This window comes from Acinetobacter sp. H1(2024) (assembly GCF_046557555.1).
Classification (GTDB): domain Bacteria; phylum Pseudomonadota; class Gammaproteobacteria; order Pseudomonadales; family Moraxellaceae; genus Acinetobacter; species Acinetobacter seifertii.
Genome location: NZ_JBKGFO010000002.1, coordinates 208,575 through 234,495 on the forward strand (window position 1 = coordinate 208,575; position 25,921 = coordinate 234,495).

The 25,921-nt window shown below is 36.5% G+C and carries 16 protein-coding genes, 4 tRNA genes and 2 pseudogenes; all 22 read right to left on the minus strand.

Features of this window, described 5'->3' with window-relative positions; genetic code table 11:
• Positions 1–60: 60 nt before the first annotated feature.
• Positions 61–390: a hypothetical protein gene (locus tag ACLCEG_RS06635; RefSeq protein ID WP_191011896.1), complete on the minus strand. Its 330-nt coding sequence runs from the start codon at positions 388–390 to the stop codon at positions 61–63.
• Positions 391–729: 339 nt separating this feature from the next.
• Positions 730–1,638, minus strand: coding sequence for a hypothetical protein (locus tag ACLCEG_RS06640; RefSeq protein ID WP_410566748.1), 909 nt, complete (start codon positions 1,636–1,638; stop codon positions 730–732).
• 251 nt (positions 1,639–1,889) lie between these two features.
• Positions 1,890–2,213, minus strand: coding sequence for a hypothetical protein (locus ACLCEG_RS06645; RefSeq protein ID WP_410567283.1), 324 nt, complete (start codon positions 2,211–2,213; stop codon positions 1,890–1,892).
• Positions 2,214–2,350: 137 nt separating this feature from the next.
• Positions 2,351–2,905, minus strand: a complete 555-nt coding sequence (locus tag ACLCEG_RS06650; RefSeq protein ID WP_410566750.1) for a hypothetical protein — start codon at positions 2,903–2,905, stop codon at positions 2,351–2,353.
• A 211-nt stretch (positions 2,906–3,116) separates the two neighbouring features.
• A complete protein-coding gene (locus ACLCEG_RS06655; protein ID WP_039254793.1) occupies positions 3,117–3,596 on the minus strand; it encodes a contact-dependent growth inhibition system immunity protein in 480 nt (159 codons plus the stop codon).
• Between the two features lies 1 nt (position 3,597).
• Positions 3,598–4,974: pseudogene (locus ACLCEG_RS06660) on the minus strand (VENN motif pre-toxin domain-containing protein); the annotation flags it as partial.
• A gap of 264 nt (positions 4,975–5,238) precedes the next feature.
• On the minus strand, positions 5,239–5,592 hold the full coding sequence (locus ACLCEG_RS06665; RefSeq protein ID WP_410566752.1) for a hypothetical protein: 354 nt from the start codon (positions 5,590–5,592) through the stop codon (positions 5,239–5,241).
• A 264-nt stretch (positions 5,593–5,856) separates the two neighbouring features.
• Entirely contained in the window at positions 5,857–6,243 is a 387-nt protein-coding gene (locus ACLCEG_RS06670) for a hypothetical protein (protein WP_410566754.1), read from the minus strand.
• 1 nt (position 6,244) lies between these two features.
• Positions 6,245–6,367, minus strand: coding sequence for an HNH endonuclease (locus ACLCEG_RS06675; RefSeq protein ID WP_410566756.1), 123 nt, complete (start codon positions 6,365–6,367; stop codon positions 6,245–6,247).
• A gap of 74 nt (positions 6,368–6,441) precedes the next feature.
• Entirely contained in the window at positions 6,442–6,777 is a 336-nt protein-coding gene (locus ACLCEG_RS06680) for a hypothetical protein (RefSeq protein WP_151750066.1), read from the minus strand.
• Positions 6,778–7,025: 248 nt separating this feature from the next.
• The gene (locus tag ACLCEG_RS06685) at positions 7,026–7,361 is read right to left on the minus strand and encodes a hypothetical protein (protein ID WP_410566758.1); all 336 of its coding nucleotides are present in this window, start codon (positions 7,359–7,361) and stop codon (positions 7,026–7,028) included.
• Between the two features lie 144 nt (positions 7,362–7,505).
• A complete protein-coding gene (locus ACLCEG_RS06690; protein WP_410566760.1) occupies positions 7,506–7,718 on the minus strand; it encodes a hypothetical protein in 213 nt (70 codons plus the stop codon).
• A gap of 674 nt (positions 7,719–8,392) precedes the next feature.
• Positions 8,393–8,723, minus strand: a pseudogene (locus ACLCEG_RS06695) (hypothetical protein); the annotation flags it as partial.
• Between the two features lie 21 nt (positions 8,724–8,744).
• Positions 8,745–9,131 (minus strand): hypothetical protein, encoded by a 387-nt coding sequence (locus tag ACLCEG_RS06700; protein WP_410566762.1) that lies wholly within the window; start codon positions 9,129–9,131, stop codon positions 8,745–8,747.
• A gap of 11 nt (positions 9,132–9,142) precedes the next feature.
• The gene (locus ACLCEG_RS06705; RefSeq protein ID WP_410566764.1) at positions 9,143–21,007 is read right to left on the minus strand and encodes a hemagglutinin repeat-containing protein; all 11,865 of its coding nucleotides are present in this window, start codon (positions 21,005–21,007) and stop codon (positions 9,143–9,145) included.
• A gap of 63 nt (positions 21,008–21,070) precedes the next feature.
• Complete coding sequence (locus ACLCEG_RS06710; protein WP_410566766.1) at positions 21,071–22,828, minus strand: ShlB/FhaC/HecB family hemolysin secretion/activation protein; 1,758 nt, start codon at positions 22,826–22,828, stop codon at positions 21,071–21,073.
• A 213-nt stretch (positions 22,829–23,041) separates the two neighbouring features.
• Positions 23,042–23,115, minus strand: a tRNA-Trp gene (locus ACLCEG_RS06715).
• Between the two features lie 67 nt (positions 23,116–23,182).
• Positions 23,183–23,267 (minus strand) — tRNA-Leu (locus ACLCEG_RS06720).
• 27 nt (positions 23,268–23,294) lie between these two features.
• Positions 23,295–23,368: transfer RNA gene (locus tag ACLCEG_RS06725), tRNA-Trp, on the minus strand.
• Positions 23,369–23,421: 53 nt separating this feature from the next.
• Positions 23,422–23,506, minus strand: a tRNA-Leu gene (locus ACLCEG_RS06730).
• A gap of 102 nt (positions 23,507–23,608) precedes the next feature.
• Complete coding sequence (locus ACLCEG_RS06735; RefSeq protein ID WP_410566768.1) at positions 23,609–24,415, minus strand: protein kinase domain-containing protein; 807 nt, start codon at positions 24,413–24,415, stop codon at positions 23,609–23,611.
• Positions 24,402–25,910 (minus strand): DUF3336 domain-containing protein, encoded by a 1,509-nt coding sequence (locus tag ACLCEG_RS06740; RefSeq protein ID WP_004700599.1) that lies wholly within the window; start codon positions 25,908–25,910, stop codon positions 24,402–24,404. The genes ACLCEG_RS06735 and ACLCEG_RS06740 overlap by 14 nt, the downstream gene beginning before the upstream one ends.
• Between the last annotated feature and the right edge of the window lie 11 nt (positions 25,911–25,921).

Consider the following 25,921-nt stretch of genomic DNA (forward strand, 5'->3'; position numbering starts at 1 on the left):
TTTTCCGAAATCATTAACTATTGTTTTTGATTGTCCTAACTCTCATCTATTTTAAATGCTTCAAATCGTTGGAAAAGGGTGATCTTTCAAATAATTTTCTACTTCGATCATCTCTAATCCTTTAACACCATTTTCAAGCCATTTATTAAAATAATCTATATACCATTTATACACACTTCCATCCTTATCAACTACCACCTGATCAGTAGCACCAAACTTTTTTAAAAAACGAATATGATGTACTGAAAGAATATATTGCTCAATTTCATCTTTTATTTGAGGTATATTATTCATTGAATCAGATGAATAATCTGAATCTTCACTTAAAAGATTCAATAAATCATCAAATCGCTTTAATTCAATCATTTTAAGAACAAAATTTTTAAGCACTTTATTTCCTTTCAAATATAACTTTAGGCATACTACTAGTATTTTCGACTGATTTAACTTTAAAATCTAAATCATTTATTGACTTCCCTAAAGATGTATTATTCTCATCATTAATCGAATTTCCTGAGTTTTTATAAGTATTATCAAAAACTTCTTTATTTGTTTATTCTAACTTAGCTTTAGCTTTATCTAATCATCCACGCTGATTCATCATTAAATAGTTGATCATTTGAGGTTTAACTACCCATTTAAAAATAATAATAAAATTAGTTACTTACATGAATTAATATAATTTCCCTTATAAAAATAGGAGGCCAATCCCTCCTATTTTTTATGCATTTATTTACAGGTAAATATTGCTTGACCTGAATAACGTTCGCCTTTTGCAGAAAGCTGATTTGTATAGCTTGCGATAAGTAGAACTTCTTTATTTAAGCCTTGGCCCACTTGCACAAGAAATTGGCCATTTGAATTTATACTTGACGTAGGATCAATCGTTGTTGCGCCAGTAATAATGCCTGAATTTGTAGCAAAGTCAGCTTTTTGGCCTGGACTATACGTTGCAGTGTTTGTACTTCTGCCATTCGTTGTTGTAATACTGATTTTAAAAGTAGCTTTTCCATCCGCTAAAAGTTCAAACTCTGCTGTACCAGCAGTAGAGGTTGCTAAATTTGGTAAAGTCGATGATGAACCGTCGCCCCAATTCGTCAGATAAGGTTTAGTAAATGCGCTAACCTCACAGGTCTTTTTACCCACAGAAGTCGCGCCTTGGGTATATGCGTTATAAACAGCATATGTCCAATATAAGTTTTGCGATTTCTGTAAAACGTCTTGGCTTGAAAGCGTTCCATCAGACTTATATTGATTGGCCGTTCCGTATGACCAACGCCCTAACGCAAAATTTTGATTACCCGCAATATCTTTAACTGCTATTTTATCTCCAGTTAATTCATAGTTCTCAAACTTGGTATAGCTTCCATCAGTATTTTGTACTGCTCTATTTGCATCCATTTTACCTAATGTGAAACCATTAAAAGGTATGAGCATCATGCTTGCTGTTGCTGTTGGAACAAATGCTGCAGTCACAGTACCTGAGCTATTAATTCTGTCAGTTTGCTCTTGGCTATTTGACCCCGTATTAGGTGTTTGAGGGGCACTCCAAGTTCCACCATCACTACCAGAACCACCACAAGCAGTTAATGCCAATCCCATTGCAATAGAGACCAATGTTTTATTAACTAAAGTCATTTTGTTTTGCCTTTGTATTCACTTTTGAAGTATATAAATCTAGATATTTTAAAGTTCCAAAAATAAGCATTCACGACTGAGAAAATCAATCGAGTTGCTTATACCGAGTAGTATATTTTATGATATTAAAGAAATATATCGAAAATGATGACTGTTAAATATAAAATCTACTCAAAACTGATTAGACAGCCCTACTTAGTTTTTTATCTGTGGAAAAATTTATTTAGAATTTTTTCATCTCAATTTAAAAATCAGGATAAATAGCGAGAAAATTGCTCTTTCACGATAATTGATTCTAATGGTAGATGGACCTCATTAGGATAATTTTTAATTCCATCAATCAAGAAAAGCCCTAACTCTAAAGCATATTTTTTCCAGTTTTCTCCTAAATAGCAAAACTCCACATACTCAAACCAATTTTCTATTATCATGACTAGATCATGTCTAAAATTAATAAAATCATTTAAGGCATTACTTTTCTCAGTTATAAATCCTTTAAAATAATAAAAGTCAGCTTCATCATTAACGTATTTGGAAACCACCTCTTCTAACTCGTTCAGTACATTACTAAACATTTTATTCACTGCTTATATATCCTCCAGTTAATAATCAATCATATACTCATAGGCATTAATAGATTATAAAATATGCCTATCTAAAAATTGATAGGCATATTTTATAAAGTAATATTTCCTTTATAACTCTTACTATTTTATGAAAAATCCAACTTCTTTGGCATTCCATCAAGTCTTTGAACAGAACCGTCTAAGGTACTTTCTAATGTAACTTCAATTTCATATTTATGAACGTAATAGTCAATAACTTTATATAGTTCCTCATAAATATCATCTTCTGAAACAGAAATAGACCATACTAATTTGCTAGGATCTCGACTACACACGATGGTATTATATTTAAATTTATTACCTTTCTTTCCTTTTAATATAGCAATATTATTTACATCTTCCCATTTAAGGTTTCTTTTTCTTAAAAACAATGTTCTATAATGCCCACCACTCCCATCAATATAAATAGGAAATATTGAGGACAGCCCTGAAAGCATCATAAAGAACCATCCAACCAAAACCATTAATAAAAAAATTGTTTCAAAATTAAAATCAATGATTATATCAGAAAAACCTGTTAGATAGATTTTTCTTAAAACAAAAAACAAACCTACAAAACCAATTACTGAAGCTAAAAATACTCCAATTCTGTCAGAATCTTTATGAATATATGAGGGCACAGAATAATCTAACTCATTCATTCCTCTTTCCTTCTTTATTATTTTGCCTAGTTTTTTAGATTTCTTCAGATTTTATCTTTTACTATTACCACCACCCCATCATTTTAATAAAAATATAAATTAAAACTAAAAACCATAAGATCATGATTGTCCACATCATAATCACCGAAAAAGTGGACAACCCCAAGCTTGTCCACATCTCTCGAAAATAGTAACCAAAGTAATCTATAAATTAATAAATACTTGTACACTTCTCATAGGCTAAGCGTACCGCTTGTCCTAGTTCTTCATCCGTTGCATTACATGGAAGAATAATTTCATCATCTTTGGTTAAACCTGTGAAACTATAATCTAACCCATCTTGATGTGAGGGTGAAATTTTATAGGTATCATTGATATATGTTATGCCAACATTTCTCATATGTTTGAATAATGCTTTTTTTGATTTGTATCCAAAATCTGCCATTAATTTTTTATCTCTTTCTTTCATTAGTTTATCTAACTCTGGAGAGAATAAAATACCTTTAACATCTTCGGGCGGAATACTTTTTCCCGCATTTAAAGCAATTATAATTGACTGACCCAATACCTTATTAGACACATCTAAGGACAATATTACACGTTCAAAATCTAAATTTAAAAGCCCACTTCCTTGATGCCATGATTCAACTTCAAGATATTGATCATTAAAATTTACTGCTGCCATCTTCATTTTATTTCACCTTAGTAACTTTAATTGTAATGCCTTTCGTATTAGCATAATCTATCGACTTTTGGACTGCGTCTAACTGATTTTTACTCGTATTAGCCGGGATTGCCAACTGCATCTCCTTAGATGTGATCATATCATCTGTCAATCTGAATGGCCCTTTTGTATCTCTAGTAAAATTAGCCATCTGGTCAACATACTTATTAATCTGAGACGTAATTTTTTTAGGGTCTTGATAAGTCTTGGCCGCTGTATTTAAAGTTTTATCACTTGTAGCCAAACCTGTTGCAGGATCCCAGTGATCAAATGCCTTAAAATTTGACTTAATCGAATTTAAATCAATTGTTGTTGCAGGTGAGGTAGATTGAATATAATTTTCCCACGGTTTCCCCTGTTCATTAATACCCTTCCCCCACGTCATACCCATAGCATCTGAACTAAGGACTTTAGTATCCTTTAAGAATACCACTCCCGGTAAAACACTGCTTACCCCATCAACCGCTGATAATACCCTTTGACCAGTGGATAGTTGAGTACCACTTAATAACGTTTGTCCTGTTGCTGCTCCATAAATCCCTAATACCGAGTTTGCCCCAGGACTAAAGAAAGACATATCTTCAATTGACTTTGAAAGCTCCTGTTTATGCGTTACATAGTAATAAACTTGATCAGCGGCAGGTAAAATTTCTGCTTTAAGCACGCCATTTTTGTTTACCACAATATACTTAAGGCCCGATCCATCAGATTTAGGGTCAGGGTTAGATATGATATCTCCTGGTTTATAATTTTTACCATTTAATATGAGTTCTTTTTGCGCATATTTCATGGCATCCAATGCATTTTCAGTTAGTACAGTTTTTAAACACTGTACATTACCTTTACATGTAAATTCTCTTTGGAAATATTCATTATTCTTTTGAGGCTGTCCTTTAACTCCAAATATATTATTCTCCACAGCATTCTGCGCAACTTGCCCACTCTGTACTGTAGAACTAATATCACCCGTCGTTGCTCCAACTGCACTACCCGCCAAACCTACAATAGAACTAATTGTAGATTTCTGATCTGCTGTGAGGTCTTTAGCAGCTTTTCCATACAAGAAACTCGATAATATTGGTGCCGCTGCCTCTGCTCCTCCTGCTGAAAGTCCCGCAGTCAACGCATTATTACCACCAGCCGCCGCAACTGCTGCGCCAAGGACGGTATGAGCTAAAATATGTGCTGCTTCCTGACCACTAGTGAGTTGACCATTTGCATTATTACTCGCTTGTTCTTTAAAGTATTGACCAATCTTATAACTTGCCGCTGGACTTAAGGTTGCAGTCGCTATACCTAGACCTGAACTTGTTGGAGCTGACAAACCTGTCGATATACTGTCTAGTTTGTTGTTCTTAACTTACATCTTTAGTATTTCGAATAGTGTTAAGCTCATCTAATTATAAAAAATTTTGTAGCGTTATAAAAATCCTATCTAAAAATTGAGTTGATAGCTCTACACCTGTAAATCTTAACTTCATTACATCACTTACAATAGCTCAGGCAACTTTTCACTCATACCTCTATTAATGAAACCTGAGCTATCCTGTGTTTTAAGTCATTTATTTTATGCGATGAGGCTGCAACAATAATCATGGCAAGTGATTGACTATCTTTGCATCAAAAACTCATAATTATATAAACCAGAAGTTATATTAAAGTTTATAGCATTGAAAAAAATAATTAAATATATTCCACCATGTTCTTTATTAGGCGGAATAGACCACATTACTGAAAAGTCTTCAAATTCTTCCAATGTAATATTATAAACAGATAATTCATTTTCAAATAATTTATAAAATTCTGGTTCCTGTACATCAAGCCACTCTTTTTTTACATTTAGCCATTTATTTTCTGGTTGATTGAACAAAAATTTCATAGCATTTAAATAACTTTCATCTGTTAGAAGACTATAACAAGCCTCTAAAGCTGGATAATATTCTTCTTCATCATATTTTTCCATTTTGACACCTATTTAACAAAAGACTTTATTCTATCAATTTCTGCTTGTAATGCTGGTCTTCTTTGGCCAGATTGCAAAAGATTTCTATTAAATCTTTCATTTATTTCCCACCATTTAAATTTGCTTTACCAATGTATTTAACAGCATCATGTATCTCTCTTGGTAACAAATGTCTTAGAACTTTAGATTTATACTTATAAAAAAGAGCTATTGCTTAGCAACAGCTCTCTAAATTTAGATATTAAAAATATTTTCAAACATTAACTAATCAAGGTTTATGAATGGAAATAAGCTTTTAAATCTTTCTAAAATATTAGGATTCCTTTCCACAGCTTTTAAAGCTTCATCTCTTGTTACAGATGGATCATATATATCTGCACCTCTTAAAAATGCAATACCATATAGTGAATTTTTCTCATCATTAGATAAATAGTCATCTGGAACAAATCCTATTATTTTAGATATTTCATATAAATAACCATCAAAATCAACTAAATCGAATATATAAAAAGGAATACCTTCTACAGGTGTAGTTTCAATTATTCGCTCAATCCAGATTCTAAACTCTGCCAAATCTATAGCTTGAGAATATAAACACCCAAGTACAAAATTGAAATCTTCACTATCATTTTTATATATTTTAAAAGCCATGTTATTTACTATCTTTCATAGCATTACCGCCAATATGTCCAGTTTTAGAATGTTCCCACGTTGGAACCAATTGCATCCTACCTTTATATTGATGATGATGCCAAGTATAGCCTTGTACTCTCACTCTTCTAAAGCTTTTAACTGTTTAGAAATAAATTTACTCTAAAAAAACCTCTAATGTTTTAGAGGTTTTTAACATTAATCATTAAATTGATCCATACAAGATTGTATTTCATATATAAACTGTGTTTTAGCTTGACCTGTTTCATCAAGCGTCAAAATAAACTTTCTCCAATCCCCACCAGTATGAGCTTGCATTTCATCATGCAATTGTTGGCACAAATCATTAATACCATCATAATTAAAATTCGGAGCTAAAGTTTCAACATTATTTTTACAAAAATATGCGCCATATTGAGACCACCCTTCTTCCGGATTAAATTTATATTCAAACCTATAAGCATCGTAATCAAAAATACGTTGTTTATGTATTTCTTGAGCGATTTTATTCAATAACTCTAACTGCTTATCCACTTAGAACCCATCTCTAAATATAATGTCATTTATAACTATAAAAAAGCCATCAAATGATGGCTAAGTTTATTCTCAATATTACTCTTGTAGCATATTTAAAAAATCATCAAAACTATCTGCAACATGATTAACTACCATTATACTGGTACCATCATCATAATCAATAAAACCATCACTTAAACTTAAAAAACTATAATCTAGTCCATCTTAATGATATTTCTTAAAGTCTATGAGTATTGCATACTAAATCATAAAACAACCCTATAATCTCTATCTACAAGGGGTTTTATTAATTTACCCCACCAATATATACCATTTTTTACATCACTTGGTAATTGATCCAAGCTATTCGACAACCTATTAACCTGATCAATAACAAAATGAAAATCTTGTTTGCTTAACTCATCAAAACGCATAAAAATAATTTGTTCGACAATTTGTTCATATATATCTGGATAATTTTTCTCAAAAAGATATGAAATTAAACTTGATATATACGCATCAACAGTAGAGTTAACATTAATAGTTAATAATATTTCATCAGAAAGTTTTTTTTCTTTACCAATAATATAAGTCATACTCATATTCTATCTCACTATTAAAATCTTTTCTCTTTGATAAGAAGGAAGGCTTTTTATAAAATCATTGAATATAATCTGATTCTCAGGAGTTAGAACTCTACCTTTTGCTCGTAAAATCAATGCTTGATTCTGAGCAAAAATTAATCACTAGTTATAAAAATTAGCCAATCTATCAATATGTTCTTTTGTTTTTTCTCCCAATAATGAATGAAAAAAATCTTTATCCTCTTTAGGGTAATTAAAATATAAAGTTTCTAAAAAACCTGTAGCTACAGCATTACTTAAATTATCATTACTTGAATTAATAGCAATCTCAACCAAGTTTAATACTTTTATTAATAGCCCATGATTAATATCCAATTCCAAAAACTCCCTAGCAAAATTACTCATTAATAAAGTTAAAGGTGGTTTTTTAGGAGCCCAGTAACTTAACTCATTCTGATAAAAATCTCTAAGTTTAGGTATTTCACTAAGAATACTGTCAAAAAATCTTCTGTATTTATCATGATTTATTTACCTTTCAGTGCATCTTCTAACAGCCATGTCACCGCTACTGCTTCACTTGCAACTGCTTCGGTTACCTCCTTAAAAAATCGAATATGATATATACAAGAATATTGATAAAGTCATTATTATGAATAAGGCTCGCATACTAATATCAAAATCATTAGAATCTGTATTTACTGAAGGAAATCCAACTGGTGATCCATTATATATTGCAACAATAAATGCAAAATAGGATAAAACTAAGGCAAAAAACTCCTCACCAAATATAAAATTATTAAAAACAATTAGATGCCCAATAATTAAAATACCAATACATGTAAAAATTATAACGATTATCTTTCTATATTTTCCCATAATATAATTCAGCAATATATTTTTAATCATTTCGCTCATCCTATTTGTGATGTAGTTTTTCTTATATATACATCACATACCGCAGAATCAGCTGATGCACATGCTGAATTATATAGCTTGTAGCATTAGCTTTGGCTCTCTACAATCAGTCGGTGAGTCAATATATTCTATTCAATCACATCTGCTAACTGTGCATTTAATGCCAAATCTCCGACTGTACTTCTAACAACAGCTCCAATCGCTGGCGTTAGGTCTCGAATACTTGATTTAGCACATTGTGGTAATAAATTTGCATCAAACTTACCTGTTTCAGGGTTAATTGCTGTCTTGCCGTCATTGTATTGATTCGCAAAGTAATATGCTGATGCCTCACTTGCAACCGCTGCACTACCACCCGCTGCAGGGTTACCTCCATTAAGTAAGCCAGGGTGCGCCAAGAATTACATGACTCGCCATTTGAGCAGCTTTATTCTGCTCTTCCTCATACCCAAACTTCTCACCAATTTGCCATAAAAGACACTCTAGTTATAAAAATACATCTTCAGCATCTTTCAATTGCTCTAATATATCATCCGGAAGAAAAATACTTCCTATATTCTTATTTTTCATATTTTCATAGTGAATTAAAAATTCATTTGGTAATCTAACTCTATATTTTTTTAACCAGTTAATAATTATGGCATCCCAAACATATACTCCATCAGTTAATATAATATTTGGAATATGATCAGCTGAATCGTATGGATCAGTAGTTGGGCTCACAAACTCCAAAATAGTACTCCCAGATTCTAAATATGCCACTATCTCATTTGCCAAACTTTCAGATAGCTTAAATTTATTATCTTCTATGCTAGGCTTATTTAGAGGTTGGTCTTGATAATATCTTTCACGATACAACACTAAATTTTTCATAATTTATCTCCTCAATTCTCTTTTTTTGGATAAAACATTTTCCATTCGGGTTTAATTTCTGGAGATTCAAGCTTTCTATTAGGTACATCTGTATCCATTATCCATCGTTTAGCTTTTGAATCCCACGCAGTAGGCCTTGTTGGTGCTAGTACTGGCACCTTCAATGAGTTCGCTAACTCTTGTGCTGTTCCACTTGCCCCACTCCAGCATGAACCTAAACATATAGGTGTTCCTTTAATATAATCTGGATTGCTGCGTACAGCTTCAGCAACTTGCTCTATATTGGTTGGTTTATTATTTATGACAGTTATACCTCCTATCTCATCATAATTAGGCTTACTACCATGCACAATAACATTATGCCCGTTACCTGTATCTGTTGCATTTTTAAAATTATTAATAGTAGCAGCATCATCACCAACAGCTGTACTTACAGGACTATGATGAACAGTATCACCAGCTGCAGTAAAACTATCCATAAGACTATCTTTATCGTCTTTTTTTCCAAACCACTCTTTTACTGTACTAACTACTTTCGACCAAACGCCTGATTCTTTAGCAGCTACAACAATTGGCTCCATTAATTTTGTTCCTCCCCATGAAGCTGCTGCTGTTGCTACTGTTTCACCCCCTTTTTCCAATATCTCCTGTTGAGTTGCGTAACGCTCACCCTCTCTTGGTGCACATGAAGATCCTGCAACTTTTACACAGACAATAAAATCTCCATCAGCATTAATTTTATAAGTACTACTATCTTTAATAGCCTGTAACTGATCTTTTGCATATTGACCTGTCTGATCATTTTTGATTTCATCAATTTCATGTGGTAATAACACATTTTCTAATGCATTATTCTCCACCGCATTCTGCGCAACTTGCCCACTCTGTACTGTAGAACCAATATCACCCGTCGTTGCCCCAACTGCACTACCCGCTAAACCTACAATAGAACTAATTGTAGATTTCTGATCTGCTGTGAGGTCTTTGGCATCTTTTCCATACAGGAAACTCGATAATATTGGTGCAGCTGCCTCTGCTCCTCCTGCTGAAAGTCCCGCAGTCAACGCATCATTTCCACCAGCCGCGGCAACTGCTGCGCCAAGAACGGTATGAGCTAAAATATGTGCTGCTTCCTGACCACTAGTGAGTTGACCATTTGCATTATTGTTCGCTTGTTCTTTAAAGTATAGACCAATCTTATAACTTGCCGCTGGACTTAAGGTTGCAGTCGCTATACCTAGACCTGAGCTTGTAGGAGCTGATAAACCTGTTGATATGCTGTCTAGTAATACGCCTAGTCTTTGATAATTTTCAACTTTATTATTATAAGCCTTCAATTGGTCTTGCTCTTGTTTGCTTAAGTCTAGACCTTGTTTTTGCTTGTCTATAATAGATTGATTTTCTTTTTTCGCATCATCAATCTTCTTATTAATCTCAGCTTTTGCTTCCTGACGGTTCGCATCAAAGTTCTTCGTTACGTCCATTTGCAAATTAATTTCACTTTGAACTCTATCTTTATCAAAGTTATTTTGCAGTGCTCCACTATTCTCACGTGCGGTATCTGTAGTTACAGACGTTAATATCTCAGATTTAATCTGTCCGGCAGTTTTACCCGTTAACGCTTGCTGGCCTTGTTCATCTCGAATTGTAATGTTTTGGGTATTCACACCACTCTTGGTCACACTACTGTCTTTATCACTGTCTAGGCCAAACCCAACAGATTTACTTACACCTACTGTAGTTGAAGCATGTTGATCAATTTTGTTTGGTGTCGAAAGTACCGTGCCAGGTTCTTTGTTACCTGCCGTACCACTTTTTCCGGCATTAAAACCACCACCTACAGAAATGCCCTTAGCATCATATTCAGTCACGTTTTGAATATTAGAAGATGTTAAAGTTCCTGTATCTAGACTATTTTTCTTCAAGCTTTCCGCAGTCTGAGTCGAGGTAATAATTGCACCTTTCAAGTCAGTGTTTTTATTCACCTTAACCTGGTAACCATCGTCGCCTGCAAATACACCTGACTGCTCATTTACAGATGCATAATTGGCATCTACATTAGACTTGCTAAAGCTTCCAGATACATTGCCTCCACTAAAACCTACACTCACTTGTGCTGACATATTCTGTTGTTTGCTCTTATATGTCGCTTTGTCCTGTAAGCTTTCAACATTTAAGTTATCGGCTTCAATCTGTACACCTTTACCTTGTACTTGTCCGCCAATAATATTCGTCGTTTTTCCGCTTGTTATCGTGGTTAGACTATCTTTAGAACCCACATGGCCATTCACATAACTTGTGTCGGTACCATTACCCTTACCTTTACCCAAGTTGCCACCAGCCGTTACACCAAAGCCTGTTTTATTACTTACAGTAACTCCGGCATTCCAGCCTGCACTTTCATTTTTACTTTCTTCAATATGGTTCTGTTCGGCTGCTTTAATATTGACATTGTTGTCGGCAGCCAAGCGTGTACCTTGTTGCCCCAATACGTCTGAACCAACAATATTAATATTCGATTGATCTCCTGCACCTGTGGCAACAATGGTTGTCGTTCCGCCAGCATTGACCTGACTTTGACTCGCCGTGGTACTTTGTGAATGGCTTGTTTCAGTATTTTTCTGTTCACCATAAGTCAGGCTAACACCAACTTCCGTATCTTTAAGCTTACTCGCATCCGACAGTGCACCTTGTAATTTCCCTAAAGACTGCCCTGCTTTATAAGCATCAAAGCCAGCATTGGCTGCTGCCATTGCGTTCACACGATCATTCTTGCTTTGACCAACCTGCTTAGCAGACTCCGCTACACTTTGTACAGCCGAGACTACGGGAACATTTACTGCAAGTGTTAAACCTTTCTGTTGCATCTCATGCTTATAGTCACTTGTGCTTTGTTCTTTAGCAGCTTCAATATTGACTTGTTGCGCCAATATATTCACATCGCCTTTCTGTGATGAAACGGTACTTCCCGTTTGTTGATAGGTCTTACCCGCTACAATGTTGGTATTACCGTTTAAGCTGCCCACCTGAGAAGCACTATTAGTAAGCTGTTGCTCGGTTTTTAAAGTAGTTTCTTGTTTTTTACCTAAACTAAAACCAATGCCACCCGTGGACATAAGACCAGAGTTTTTAACAACACTATTAGTTTGACTGTTGTATTGGTTCTGAGCTCCCTCAATATTTGCATTGTCTTTGGCTTGAATGTGTGTCAACTCATCAGAAACAATATTGCTGCCACGGACATTGATATTTCCTGCATCCAATAGCACTTTTTTGCCTTCAACAATGCTACCGACCGCAATATCTGAACTACGATGGCTAAAGTCACTGGTCGTAGAGCTACTCAGCTTACCTTTCTTACTAAAGCTTGACTGATCTTGTTGATCAAATTTGTTTAGGCCCTCTTCAATCTGTAACTGTTCTTTCGCCTGTAACGCAGTTAAGCCTTCTGAACTACTAATTTGTGAACCATGAATCTGAATATTATTGCCTTGTAAGCTTAAATCACCTTGGCTCTTAATCTGACTGCCAACTTCGACTTGTCGTGTATCTAAATGATAAGCTTTTGAGCTACCCACCACATTGTTGGTCACTTCCGTATTCAGGCTACCGACTTTAAGGTCACCGCCCGTACGAATAATCGTTTGTCCACCGCTATTATTCTGGATATTTGCAGCCAATATACGAGTGTCACCACCAACATTCATCACTAAGGTTGGCTGATCACTCAATGCTTGCTGTTGTGCTGAATCTACATAAAGACCAGCTATTCGATCTATTCCTGTCCAGCTATAGTTGCTCTGGCCTAATGCATTTTGACTGCTCTGTGTGGTTGACTGAATATTCAGGTTACCTTTTACCTGCAAATTCATGGCTTGATCGGCCTGAATCATACCACCAATATTATTTAAATCTTTTTCAGTACCCAGGCTAACTACACCACCACGGATGTTTCCAGCAAGATTGTTTAAATTTTGGCTATTAATTTGAACAACTTGTCGTCCAGCAATTGTTCCCGCGTTGGTCAAATCTTTACTTAAATTGAGCTGAATACTATCGGCACTAATTAAAGTTCCATCACCTTTTAAATCACCCACACGCGCTTTAACATAAACTTGCGGGACTAAAGCTTTGGTTTTTGTACCATCTGGTAGGGTAGTTTCTTTTTCTACCAACCAAACAATATCGCTGCTTAATTGAGCCATTTGTTCTGGAGTGAGTGCAATACCCGGACGTAAGTTGTACTGTTTTGCATAGCTCAGCCCATTGTTCATGAGCGCTTTATATTGTTCCTCATCGGAACCATATCCTTGTAAGAAACGGTAGCCTGTCAGTTGAGCAACTTGGTCTTGTACCATACGTTGTTCATAGTAACCATCACCCAATCTTTTTTGCTGAAGTGCTGGGTCAAGTCCCAATGCATTCAACATATAATCTGAAGATAACCAGTTGCGATAGTTACTAAATGCTGGATCTGTTTCAATAAGGTAGTTAGCACGGCTATCTGGGTTTTTACTATACAACGCATTATTTGGGACTTTAACGTTAGCGTTGTTGGTGCGAATCTCAAAACCACTACCATCAATCTGTGTTGTTTGCCCCTGAACAGCTGAAGCCTTAGTATCAGTGTTTTGAATTTGATCGACTGCACTACTACTCATGGCTTTATGATCGGTAGTGTTTGCCCCGACTACGCCTTCAAGCTGTGCCTGAGCTGTTTTAATTTCATTTGATTCAATACGATCAGATTGAACTGTCGTTTGTTGAACAGTTTCTGTTTGATTAACCTGTGTATTTTGCTGACCAACAATATTGGAGTCATGGTTTTGACTAAGCGCCTGTTCAGTCAAATTGTCTTTATTGACTTGCTTGGTTTGGTCTTGCACTTTAACAGGCGTCGCACTGGTTGGATTTTCATAAATAAATAAATCCACCCCTTTGGTAACATCTGCTGGGTTATAAGCTTGTTCAGCAGAAGCCCAGACTCTATCGTGCCCTTTGCCCCCATAACTGCCATAACTTGGTGTTACCGTTCCTGTTTCATGCGTAATTTTAGGACCTTTGGCATCGACATTGTGAATTGCTTCGGCATCTCCAATCAGTTTTTGACCCACCATAATTTGGCTTTTGTCATTATTAATTGTGCCTGTGAAACTTAAATTACCCCCTGCACTGATTACCGCAGGTGCTGACTCATCCGCTACAGTCGTCGTCGTCGTTTGAGTACTTTTCACATTTTCATAATGGTCAGTACTGTAGAGTTGTCCGTTATAAACAACATAGCCTTTAAACATGTTGCCGGCTGAGCTATCGTCATAGTTATTTACAATGAAAAAATAACCATCAGGACGACTTAAATAATCCTGCATCGTTGCGTTGTCATAGGAAGTCACAAGTTGTTGTGCAGGCTTTAATTTAGTAAATAAATCTGGACTCTGGCTATAGATTTCCTGAGTAATTAAGGACTGAGGGCCAGGGTTATACCATCCGGCACGCGAATCTGAAATATACATATTCCAGTAATCTAGTTGCTCTGTAGTCTGCTGTTGTTTGGTTGTAAAAAAGACATTCTGGTTATTAACAATATCAGCATTCAAGTCGATATTGCCATTGGCATTAATTACAGAACTTCTGTTATTGACTTGCTGCGCAGTTCCTTGAGCATGCCACTGTGAGTCAAGTGAACCTCCTATGCGCAAATCTCCCATGGCAATAATTTGCGAACCACTTTGATGATTTAAGTTATTTTCCAGATTATTCAAAACCTGTACGCCTAGATCCAGATCGCCTCTTGAGGCAATGACTGGCGCTAAACCATTTAGGCTTTGGTTATTTAAAGTATTCGCCTGAATTGCAATATGGTCACCATAAATACGTCCGGCAATATTATTGAGTTGGCCTGCCTTAACATATGTATTTGAACCATTAATGAGTCCATAGTTATTGAGTACGCCTACAGCTTCAAGTTGAGTTTGCTGACTTTCCAAACTGCCATCTACAGCATTTTCAATTGTATTTGCTGAAATAGATAACTGTCCGTTGCTTTTGATTGCACCATGATTGGTAACTTTACCCTTAGAGCTAAGGTTTAAATTTCCCTGTGCATGCAACTGACCTTGAGCATCTTGTACATAATCATCATTGAGCTGAAGATTTAGCTGTCCCTGACTTAAGACCTTACCGTCGCCTGTTAAACCTTTGGCTAGAATATTTAATCCTGCAGTTGATGAGCCTTCTTCACCTGCAATAATAGTCCCTTGCTGATTGTTTACGATTAGACGATTATTGTCTTGCTGACCTTGTATTGTTAATTGATCAAGACTACTGATTAAGCCTTTAGTATTGTTTAAATTATCCGAAATATTTAAATTAAGTTGCTGCTCAGCAGAGATTCGCCCAGCACTATTATTTAAAGTACTAGCAGCTATTTCTATTTGCCCTGCCTGAATACCCTGGTTCTGGTCATTATTTGAATTATCAATATTTTGACTAATAATCTTGACTTGCTTTGCAGCACTAATGAGGCCCTGCTGACTATTATCGAGTTGGCTTCCGCTCATCAGGCCTGTATTTAGACTAATGTTCTGATTAGCACTGATTTTACCTTTCTGATTATTAATCGTACCTGCTTGTCCAACACTATCGATCAGTAAGTCTTGCCCACTGGCTAACAAGCCCGCATTACTGTTATTCACCTTAGGCGCTTGAATAGTTAATCCATTGCCAGCAATGACTTGACCTTGTTCATTATTTAATTCTGAGGTTTGTAAAACGACTTGCCCTAAAGATTGAATACCTTGGGCCAACTCTGGCAAGGTAACATTTAGATAGGTTTGTCGGTTATCAATTAATTGCACGGCGTTTATACCAAGATCACCCTGTGCAGTGATTAGACCTTGCTGATTGTTCAGACTATTGGTGCTAATCTCTAATGTATTACCGCTATTAATCTGTCCATTTTGGTTATTCAGGCTCTGCTGGTGAGTATCAATCTGAATTTTGCTTTGGTCACCTTTAGTACTACTAATCAAACCTTGTAGACTATTATCAAGACCCTGTACATCGAGGTTAATCGCTTGATTCGCTTGAATCTTACCACTCTGATTATTTAATGCTTGCTGAGTCGTCTGGATATTTACACCCGCATCTACCGACCCAATTTGACCCGCTTGGTTATTCAAAGCAGCACTTTGAATCATTAATTGCTGTTGTGCTGCAATTAATCCCGCTTGGTTACTTAAGGTGTTTTGGCTATTAAGCTGAGCATTTTTTGCAGTAAGAATTTGTCCCTGATCATTCAAAATGTCTTGTGCATTTACATTGAGATCACCACTGGAATGAATATTTCCAGACTGGTTATCGAGTCGTGATGCTGTGTTGAGATTAAGACCTGCTGTACCTGCGGTCACAATGCTGCCCGCATTGTTTTTTAACGTACCAGACTGAATTTCAAGATTATGATTTGTCTGAATCTTGCCATTGCTATTGTTTAGAAGGTTTTTAACAATTAATTGGTTAACAATATTGTCTTGTGTTCCAGCCTCAACAATTTGACCCGCTTGGTTGCTAAGCTGCTGTGTATTGATGTTAAAGCCATTGAAGCTAAGTAGCGTTCCAGCATCATTGTTTAACTCGGAACTATTCGTTTGCAAACTACCAGCAGCTTTGATATTGCCCTGATTATTATTGAGGGTATTAGCTATAGCGAGTATAAGTTGGCTGTCTGCTGTACCAGATTGGATAAGACCATTCTGGTTATTTAAATTATTAGCATTTATTTGTAGTTTTTGGCCTAGACTGTCAATTTGCCCGTTTTGATTGCTTAAATTACCCGTCAACAAAATTTGAGTGTCATCTAAACCTGTTTGCTGGATATGTCCTGACTGGTTATTTAAGTCTTTTGCATTAATTTGAACTTTATTCGCCTTTAAATTGGCTTGTTGAGTATCTAGCGTATCTGGAGTGGTTAAATTAAGTTGCTGTGCGGCCTGAATCGTACTTTGTTGAGCGCTCAATTGACCAGATGTACTGTTGAGCGAAATATTTTTTGCTTGAACAAGGCTTTGGTTTAAGACATGACTCGCTGACTGACTATTTAAATCACCGCCCGCGATCAGTTGCCCCTGCGCACTTATAGCACCTGTAGCATCAATGTTAAGATTACCCTGATTTGCTAATGAACCATCTGATTTTAAACCTGCAATAATGCTCCCTGCAGAAGTCTGGGTCAGTGTAGCCGTCTGTATATTTAAGTTATTTTGAGCAGCTAACTGTCCAGCATTTTTAAGATTTTGAGCAACTTTGAGTTGTTGATCTTGGCCGGCATAAATCAGACCACTATTGTCTAATAACCCAGTCTGAACATCTATATTTTGTGCTGCCTGAATAATACCAGCCGATTTACCCTGCTCAACACGACCATTAATCAACTGATTATTAATATTGAGTGATACATCACCAGTTTTAGCAGCAATTACTCCTGAACTATTGTCTAAGTTTGATGCAGAGAGCTTGATATCCTTAGCTTGTATCTGCCCAGACTGGTTATTAATTGACTGATCTGTTTTAAGCTCAAGCGCATTAGAACTAATTATACTGCCTTGTTGGTTGCTTATTCCTTTTCCAGTTTTCAATGTAAGTTGGCCTTCACTCACAATGTTACCCAGATCATTTTGAATATCGTTTTGGCTGACAATATTTAACTGAACAGGTTGTGAAGATGAATCATTTTGAGTGACTAAGATATTCCCACTTTGGTTATTCAACGAACCTGTTTGAATGTCTAAGCTATGATTACTTTGTAATACACTTCCTTGATGTTGGTAGTCACCATTTACACGAATTGAACTTTGTCCATTTACGGCACTAAACAGCATTTCACCATTACGGTCAGTCAATTGGTTGGCTTGAATATTGGCTTGAGTAGCAGACACTTTTGATTGGTCTAATAGTGCTTGATTGGTGGTAAGGTTAAGTACACCATTAGTTCTCAATTCAGCCTTTTGCGCATGAATATTTTGTATATCCATATTTAAGCCAGCTTGGCCCGAATGCAAGATCACACCAGAGTCACTATTGAGTCCCTGTGCTTGAATATTTAGTTGATTTGCATTGGTGAGAATACGGCCTTGCTGGTTATTAATGACACCCTGAACAGTTAAATTCAGATCATCTGTCGCAGTGTGCTGAATCAAACCTTGTTGGTTATTAATATCTTTCCCAATATTCAGATTCAATTTTTTCGCAAGAATTTGACCACTCTGATTAATCAGACTTTGCTGGTTTTGTACAGCATTTAATTGGATAGTGTCAGCCTGCAACGTACCAAACTGATTATTTATATCTCCATCACGAGCTGTAATATTTATATTTTGAGCTGCTGCAGTTCCTTGTGATAAATCTACATTTGCCCCATCTAAATCAATATTACGGCTTGCCAGTAATTTCCCGTGATGCTCAAGTGACTGTTCTGTTTTAATATTTAAATCTGCTTGAGTATTTTGATCTTGCTCACCTTGAGCATTGATACCGACCGCAATAACACTTTTTTCATCACTAACAAGACGCTGACTCGTTAAATCAATATTACCGTAGGCTGAAAGAACACCTCCTTGCTGCGTCATAACACCTGTATTATTAATTTTTAATTGTTGATCAGCACGAATATAACCCTGATTGGCAAGTTGCTGGCTTTCAATTTGCAGATTTGCATGACTAGATAACGTACCATTGGCTGCATTATTTAAAGATCCAGTTTGAATTTTTAAACTTTGGTCAGCATAAATCGTTCCAGATCCGTTATTCAAAGCCTGATCTTTGTTTTGAATCGTAATATTTTTTGCAGAAATTTCACCTTGTTCGTTATCTAAACCAAAAAGCGAACTATCCAAGTTATTATTAGTGACTATTTTTCCTTTCTGGTTATTCAAATGACCTGAAAGATTAAGTTTTAATAATTGTTCAGCCTCCAGATCACCCCCACTGTTATTTAGGCCCAATCCCTGTAAATAAAGTTCTGACGAACTCGCGATCTGCCCCGCTTGATTTAGAATGTTTCCGCTCGAGATCATACTAATATTATTTAAGGCATTAATTTTACCGCCCTGATTATCAATCGACTGGCTATTTACATCTAAAGAAGTGAGCGATTGCAGTAATCCTTGCTGGTTACTAAAACTTGAGGTTTGGATATCAGCACTTTTAACCGTGAGCTCACCTTGGTTGTTATTAAAGCTATTCCCTTTAATATGAATAGCACCCAAATTAAGTTGACCGCCTTGGTTATCTAACCCATTTTGGCTGTCTAAATCTACACCACCATTGGCAATGATTGACCCTTGGTCATTATTCAGTTGTTCCTTAACATGGATATAACCTTGGTCATAAGTTTTTGGAGTGGTATCTATTGGAGTGGCAACTTCTAAACTTCCGCCATCTTTTGATGGATCAGTTGGAACTGTCGGAACACTGCCACCTGTCGACCCACCTGTACCACCACCTGTAGTACTTTTGGCAATTCCGATTTTACCACCAAGGTTTGTCATTGAACCTGACTTTAAATCCAACCCTTGCAAACCTGTTTGTTCGATAGAGCCACTATTTTTTAAACTTCCCGCATCAATAACAACACGAGCTGCATTCAATGTGCCACTATTACTTAAACTATTCTGTTGATTAAGATGTAACTCATCTGCACTACTGATTAAACCAGAGTTATCTAGACTTTGACTCTCAACTAAAATTTGTGAAGTTGCGCTACTGACATTACCCGTATTTTGAATATTTTGAGCTTTTAGCTGTACCTGATCTTTGTTCGCAATCAAGTTACCATTATTGACCAAATCACCATTTGCATTCAGTGTAAGCGTACTTTGGTTACTATTTATCGTACCTGCGTTACGTACACCTAGCCCTTGCTCTGTTCCCACCAAAAAGATTTTTCCAGCATACATGCCGCCCAGTTGGCCTACATCTAAAGCAAAGTTTGGCGAAGGTGTGGTAGTAGCTGCTGTCGTTGCCGTGATTTGAGGAGCTACTTGGTCTTTGACTTGAATATCATTTTGTCCAAGTACCATATTAAGCTCATTTGCATATAAGCCTGCATTCACTTTTAAAGCACGCGCATAAATATCTGTATAAGGGGTTAAACTTCCATTTAAACCTTTACCTTCAATCGTGACCTGCCCCTCGCGGACGCGGAATGATTCAAGATAACCTTGATTCATCACCGCTTGACCTGTAGTTAAAGTAAAACGGTCTGCGTTAATCACACCACAGCCATCACAGATCAAACCAGATGGATTCGCAATAACAACTTGTGCTTGTTTTCCGGCAACCTCAATATAGCCTTTGAGTTGACTTGGATTATTACTATTCACTTCATTCAAAATAACTTTGGCTTCGCCTTTTGCCAGCCATGGGTTACCTTGTACCCAGCCCCCTAATTGGGTTTGGGTGTTATTACGAGAGTTATTTAAAATAGCACCTTCTTGCCCAACATCAAACTGAGTATAAGTATTCCGTGACACACCACCCGCACTTGGTGTCTGAATATTGACCTGAGTTGTTCCATTTGCACTATTTAAAATGGTCGGTTGCTGCGATGTAGGTGCACCTTTATCGGCAATAATCTGAGTTTCAGCCACACTGCTCATTGGCAAGCTAATCACCAATGCGCCCAAACAACCAATTACAGCAAAATTAAGTGGATTTAGTTTTTTATAATGAATAGGTAGAACCGAATCTATGGTCGAATCTGTTCCGATTTGCCCCTGACTTTGCCCTGCTTGTTTGGTTTTACTTTTTACAATTTCAGCAACAGCAATAAACATACCGCGAGCATGGCTAAAAATAATACGATAACGGTTCTTATTCATTCTAAAATCTCACTAAATCTTTTTTTAATAAAGTTGATTAAGTTCTGGACCTTTAAACTTGAATTAATAGGTCCAATTCACGCTAAATCCAGTCGTGTAATCATCTGTTTCAAAGTGATCTGGCTTTTTCAAAGGTGCACCCACAAAAGCGTCATAATTCAAACGTAAGGGAGCAATTTGTCCACGCAACCCAATAACTGCACCTAATAAACTCGTGCCTGGTAAAGGATTCGGATAATGTGCAGTTTTTCCACCAACCTCTCCGTAATCAATACCTGCATACCAAGAGTATGGTTTATTCATGATTGAGCCACTTAGTTCATTGCGAACTAAAAAACCATTATCAGCTAATAAAGTTTGCTCACCATCAAAACCTCTTACGGTATAACGGTTTCCAATTGAAAATCTGTCTTGAGGAGTTAAAGGTTGATTGCTGTGTTGAGTACGCCATTCAGCTAAATATTGCAGATTTTGCTGACCCACTTTAAAAGGAACTTGTAAACTGGCATTGGCTTGTAGAATCCCGACATGCGTATAAGCCTCGCCAAAGTCTTCTTCTGGCGCTCTCATTGCATTCAACCAGCCTGTACCTCGTTTGTAAGTCACATTGCCGCTTAAAGTGGCATTAGAAAAATATTCAGTATGATCAAAAGTGGCTTTCCAACCTGCAGTTTTACGGCGCTGTACTTCAATTTCTATATCATTAATATAGTTTTGTGATTCACGGTACCACCCACCAAAACCTAAGGCTGTTTTACGATGTGCATCTCGATAAATCACTCGAGATAAATCTGCATTAATGAGTTCGCTTTCACCGCTATATTGATAAGTTTCACTACTTCCAGCCACTGTTTGCAGGTAATTAGAGCGACTATAACTAGTTGAAAATAACCAGTAATCAAATGGAATGGTATAACTTGCATAAAAACCATCTGTCCCATGTTTACCAGAGTTTCCACCGCCTAAATCATGGTTATAGCTGATATAAAATAGATCATTTAAGGTCAGCAGATGATCAAGCGATAAAGTTGCTGTGCCTTGATATTTTCCAGTCGCCTCACTCCCTGAATCATCAATTCCGAGGTGTAAACGATAAGGTTTAGCTTGTTGCCAAGCCAAAACCACATCACTATAGCCCGGTTCTTTTTTTTGTTCTGCTGGCTGAATTTTAAAATCAGCCTCAACTGTCGGCACTCGTTTGAGGTTTTCTAGACCTTGCTCCATATCACGAATATTTAACAGCTCTCCCGACTTCATCGGTAAAGCATTCCACAAATGTGCACGTTTAGAAGTACCCTCAGCAAACTTAATCTGATCCACTCGTCCTGGAATAACACGAACGCGAACTGTGCCAGATGCAATATTTTGTTGAGGAAGTAAAACTCGTGTTGTGACATAACCGTTTGCTATAATTTTATTTTGTACAAGATCAAGGGCTTGGTTTAGTCCATTTACCCCCAAACAGCGTCCAATAATATTATTCTTGCCAGTCGTAATCACATGAAAATCTGATATGAATTGATGGGCTTCTTCGCCTTCTAAAAGTATTTTCTTAATTTCAAAACAAGGGGTTTCACTGTTAGAGCGTAAATATTGTAATTGCTGAGCTGAAATCTTATTTTGTTCTTGCCCTAGATTGACGTTTACATCTGGTTGAATTTGTTTTTCTAAAGCACTATCGCGTTGTTGTTGTCGAATGGTTTGGTCAGCCTGAATTCTCTGACGAATCGGATCATCCGACTCCGCAGCAGAACTTATGCTCCCCATTACTGATAAACAGATGAATAAGACACTTTTATTAAATTTGTTATAGTTCAACATATATGATTAAACCGTGATTAATATCAACTTAATTTTATTTTAACGAAAACTTAACAAAGTGGAAGCATTTTTTATACAGATTCGTCTGTATATAAAATAAATCTTATCTTTTTAAATATTATTTTTTATAAATCTTTATGTTAAAAGCAAAATTTATTTATTAAAAATCGGCTAAAAATAAAAAAGCCCCATGACAGGAGCTTTTTTGAATCTTGGCAGAGGATCAAGGACTCGAACCTTGACGAACGGTTTTGGAGACCGTCATGCTACCATTACACCAATCCTCTATATATACAATTAAACCCTTTAGATTTAATCATAAAAAAAGCAAGATCATCGTCTTGCTTCTTTCAATGGTGGGGGCGAAGAGACTCGAACTCTTACACCTTGCGGCGCTGGAACCTAAATCCAGTGCGTCTACCAATTTCGCCACGCCCCCATCTGGGACATTTATTTAAAATAAATGTGGCAGAGGATCAAGGATTCGAACCTTGACGAACGGTTTTGGAGACCGTCATGCTACCATTACACCAATCCTCTTCCAAGATTTAAATGACTTAACATTCAAATCAACTTTAAGCCTTAACTTAAAGTGGTGGGGGCGAAGAGACTCGAACTCTTACACCTTGCGGCGCTGGAACCTAAATCCAGTGCGTCTACCAATTTCGCCACGCCCCCGATGGCTGTGTATATTAGCGATAAGATCTAACAGTGACAAGTGTTTTTTTTCTAAAAAAAACTGACCGTGTAAATTGTATACAGATACTAGATCAATGATTTTTATAAGTTTGAATGTACTTTTAAACAATTTATCGCTTCAAATGCATTTGAAAACCGATTTTTCTGTTGTTTTTGCAATAATCCCACCAGTAAAGGGTAAAAAACTTGAACTGAATCACGCAACTGAATGTCTAAATTTTGACAATGCAATACAGCCCAATCATGATAACTATTTGCTTGTAAACGCATTTGGCTTAACCATTCATACAAAACAATTCCAAAAGCATATAAATCGCTTTGTATACTCTTACTTGCTCCATGGAACAATTCAGGAGCCATATATCTTGGGGTAGCATCAACGATTGAGTCAGGACTCGATATACGCCGTGTTTTTTCAAAATCAATTAAATAGAGTTGCTGTTCAAACTTTCGAAAGTGTTCCCTTTTTATATCTCCATGAATCCATCCCAACTCATGAAGCGCTGTTAAAGCCTTAAGTGCGCTAAAGACTGTCTCATAAATATCTTTTAAGTTTTGCTTTGCGATGGAACGATCAAACCAATCTTCTGTATCCGGCAAAATTAATATTTTCCCTTCATGTTGTTGTAGTTGGGAAACAGTGTCGGCATCAACTATTTTAAATGGTAAAAGCCAATTTGCGTTTTTATGCTGAATATCTTCATAAAATTGCAATTCATGCAAAAAATCTTGCTCATTTTGAGCATATACGTGTGGCACTTGATATTTTAGCCAGTAGTGATGGGCATCTATAGTACATGTCCATAGATGCCGCCCTAAATCTGCACTTTTAGGTTTTGTCACACTTTTTAGATTTTCTATATGAGAAGCAAAATCATGCTTCAGCATAATAAGACTCTGGTTGTTGTCTCTTTTCTTCAAAACGTAGCACTTCTAAACAATGCTGAATAGTTTTACCAATACGTGCATGAGTTTCTATAGAAGAAATTTTCGGCCAAGTCGCCCGCTCACCTTCTCGTTGTAAACGCTTAAACAAATGCGGACGAGGGTTTTGCAATGTATAGGCATAATGTTTTAAGCCATATTTAGCAATAATATTGACATCACCATAGTAGCGCTGCCCTATTACCCCATATCCATGATCAAGCAGTCTTCTTACTGGAGAAATAGCACCGAGTCTTTGACGGGTAAAGTCCATTACTCCCATAGACAGGACTTTACCTTGGCGTCTTAAAATTCGTTCTGGCCAACTTAAAAGATCTTTACGGAAACGGTGTGCATCATCTTGCATAAATGGCACAACATGCGGATTCACTTGACTGGCAATGGTGTAGTTTAAATTATAAAGCCTTGCCATTCTTTCTTGTGGAAAGTCACTGCGCACACTGCCATCTACCCATTTTGTATTTGCCATATAAGGCGTATGTTCACCATCATAACGCTTACTGGTTAAACGCACAGGTGGAAATAAAACTGGCACAGCACAAGAAGCCAATACAGCACTCCAAACCAAAACGTTGGGTGTCATAATTGCATTCATAATTCGCGGATTTTCTGTTGCATCATACGGTGCAACTGCGACATTAATATTTAAACCCGATTTTTTAAATGCTTCTTCAAAAGTCAAATCGCCTAAGTTTTCGATAAGGAATTTTTTCAAATAGTGGACATCCGCAATGCCCCCATTCCCTTTTATAAGTTCACGAAGCTTTCTAAAATGAAACGCATCACTAAAAAATTGCTCGCCATTTAACAAGTTTTGAACGTCTTCACTGGCAGAAGTTCCTAGCATGCCTGTCATAATCGCGCCAGCACTTGAGCCGGATAGCACTTTTGGCATTAAGTCTTGTTCAATTAAAGCTTTACATACACCTGTATGAAAAAGACCTAAAGTTGCACCACCCGAAAACATGAGTGCGGGTTGCCCATATGCTTTTTCACAATTTTCAAAAAACTCGATTTTTTCTTTTCTTTGAAAGGTAATACATTCACTAGAAGCAATATAAGCTAAGCTTTGGCTGACTTCTTCAATATAATCTTCAATTAACTTTTTTGTACCTACATGCGTTGCAGCAAATAACATAGGGTGACCAATATTTGCAATATCGTAAGTTAGCCCTTCTTTTAAAAGATAAATCAAATCTAAAGTACGATGTTGCTGACGATATCTTTTCAGTAAAGTGTAACGATAAGAAATGAGCTCAGCATCAAAATAAGGTGAACTATTATCGAATTTCCACTCCTGTGCACCTGTTTCTTCATCCAGTTTTAATGCAAAAGACTTCCACTCTTCATAAGATTCAGCCATGTCTAATTGACGTTGTAATTTTTTGATACGGTAAGCCTGATGCGGATTCATATCACTTCGTATTTTTTCAAACATATTTCGTCCTC

What these genes read in the sequence shown, in the direction of transcription:
- ACLCEG_RS06640 (WP_410566748.1), bottom strand. Translation starts at nt 1,638, where the DNA reads ATGACTTTAGTTAATAAAACATTGGTCTCTATTGCAATGGGATTGGCA.
- ACLCEG_RS06645 (WP_410567283.1), bottom strand. Translation starts at nt 2,213, where the DNA reads ATGTTTAGTAATGTACTGAACGAGTTAGAAGAGGTGGTTTCCAAATAC.
- ACLCEG_RS06650 (WP_410566750.1), bottom strand. Translation starts at nt 2,905, where the DNA reads ATGAATGAGTTAGATTATTCTGTGCCCTCATATATTCATAAAGATTCT.
- ACLCEG_RS06655 (WP_039254793.1), bottom strand. Translation starts at nt 3,596, where the DNA reads ATGAAGATGGCAGCAGTAAATTTTAATGATCAATATCTTGAAGTTGAA.
- ACLCEG_RS06665 (WP_410566752.1), bottom strand. Translation starts at nt 5,592, where the DNA reads ATGGAAAAATATGATGAAGAAGAATATTATCCAGCTTTAGAGGCTTGT.
- ACLCEG_RS06670 (WP_410566754.1), bottom strand. Translation starts at nt 6,243, where the DNA reads ATGGCTTTTAAAATATATAAAAATGATAGTGAAGATTTCAATTTTGTA.
- ACLCEG_RS06685 (WP_410566758.1), bottom strand. Translation starts at nt 7,361, where the DNA reads ATGAGTATGACTTATATTATTGGTAAAGAAAAAAAACTTTCTGATGAA.
- ACLCEG_RS06700 (WP_410566762.1), bottom strand. Translation starts at nt 9,131, where the DNA reads ATGAAAAATTTAGTGTTGTATCGTGAAAGATATTATCAAGACCAACCT.
- ACLCEG_RS06705 (WP_410566764.1), bottom strand. Translation starts at nt 21,007, where the DNA reads ATGAATAAGAACCGTTATCGTATTATTTTTAGCCATGCTCGCGGTATG.
- ACLCEG_RS06710 (WP_410566766.1), bottom strand. Translation starts at nt 22,828, where the DNA reads ATGTTGAACTATAACAAATTTAATAAAAGTGTCTTATTCATCTGTTTA.
- ACLCEG_RS06735 (WP_410566768.1), bottom strand. Translation starts at nt 24,415, where the DNA reads ATGCTGAAGCATGATTTTGCTTCTCATATAGAAAATCTAAAAAGTGTG.
- ACLCEG_RS06740 (WP_004700599.1), bottom strand. Translation starts at nt 25,910, where the DNA reads ATGTTTGAAAAAATACGAAGTGATATGAATCCGCATCAGGCTTACCGT.